This is a genomic window from Streptomyces aurantiacus (assembly GCF_001418335.1).
Lineage (GTDB): Bacteria > Actinomycetota > Actinomycetes > Streptomycetales > Streptomycetaceae > Streptomyces > Streptomyces aurantiacus.
This window is the reverse complement of the sequence record NZ_LIPP01000551.1, coordinates 1-1,081: the sequence shown is the minus strand read 5'-3', so window position 1 is coordinate 1,081 and position 1,081 is coordinate 1. Positions and strand designations below refer to the sequence as shown.

Genomic DNA, 1,081 nt, shown 5'->3' with positions numbered 1-1,081 from the left:
GGCCCGGGAGCCGTTGCCGGAGGTGAGGTTGCACCAGACGTACGCCTCGGGGACCGGTTCACTCCGGTGTTCCTCGGGCCGTTGCGCCGCGTCCTTCTCCGCGTTCTTCTCCGCGTTCCTCTGGGCGTTCCTCTTCGCGTTCTTCTCCGCGTCGACGTCGTCGGCCCGGCGGAAGACCGCGGCCGTGTCGTCGCCGGTGATCCGGACCGTGCGCGGATCGTTCAGCATTTCCTGGGGCGTCGTGCCGCCGACGCCGTGGACCAGGAGTTCGAGTGCGGTGTCGGCCGTCGGCCGCCGCTCGGAACCTCGCACCTCGTTCGCTTCGTCCGTCCCGCTCGCTTTCTCCTGCGCTTCGTTCGCTTCGTTCGTCGGGGCGTGCCCCTGCAGACGCTCCACTGTGGTCTTCCCCCGTGATGCCCGTACGGCATGTGTCATGTCCAGACACCCAAGGGTCTCGCCTGTCGGCCCCGCGCGCACCGCTCCTCACGGAATCTCCCCGATCCGTGTGACAGAGCCGGACACCGGATGACAGCGTGACGTGTGCGCGTCGCCACGGGCAGTGGTACGACCTGCGGCGACCCGTGCGAGGATGGGGCGTCCCGTGGTCCGGAGGTGAGGGGAATGTCCTTGTCGGAGGGGGTTCGGGGATATGCCGAACGGGTCGAGGCGAAGGGAACCGGAGCGGACGTGAGCGAGAATCAGAACCTCCTCGCGGAGCAGCGGCGCGCTCTGATCCTGGATGAGGTCCGGCGCCGCGGTGGCGTCCGTGTCAACGAACTCACCAGGAAACTCGGCGTGTCCGACATGACGGTCCGCCGCGACCTGGACTCGCTCGCCCGTCAGGGCGTGGTGGAGAAGGTGCACGGCGGTGCCGTCCCGGTGGTCGAGGCGAGTACGCACGAGCCGGGCTTCGAGGCCAAGTCGGGGCTGGAGCTGACGGCCAAGGAGGACATCGCGCGGGCGGCGGCGGTGCTGGTGGCGCCGGGCACGGCGATCGCGCTGTCGGGCGGCACGACGACGTACGCGCTCGCCCATCAGCTCCTCGACGTGCCGGATCTGACCGTGGTGACCAACTCGGTGC

Annotated in this window: 1 protein-coding gene and 1 pseudogene; one reads left to right on the top strand and one right to left on the bottom strand. The window is 69.5% G+C overall.

Annotation, left to right across the window (positions count from 1 at the left end; all coding sequences use genetic code 11):
• Positions 1-396 (bottom strand): annotated as a pseudogene (locus tag AOK01_RS40160) (hypothetical protein); the annotation flags it as partial.
• A gap of 291 nt (positions 397-687) precedes the next feature.
• Between AOK01_RS40160 and AOK01_RS46265 the strand changes: the two are divergent.
• The coding region (locus tag AOK01_RS46265) for a DeoR/GlpR family DNA-binding transcription regulator (RefSeq protein ID WP_157871685.1) at positions 688-1,081 on the top strand (394 nt) is incomplete at its 3' end.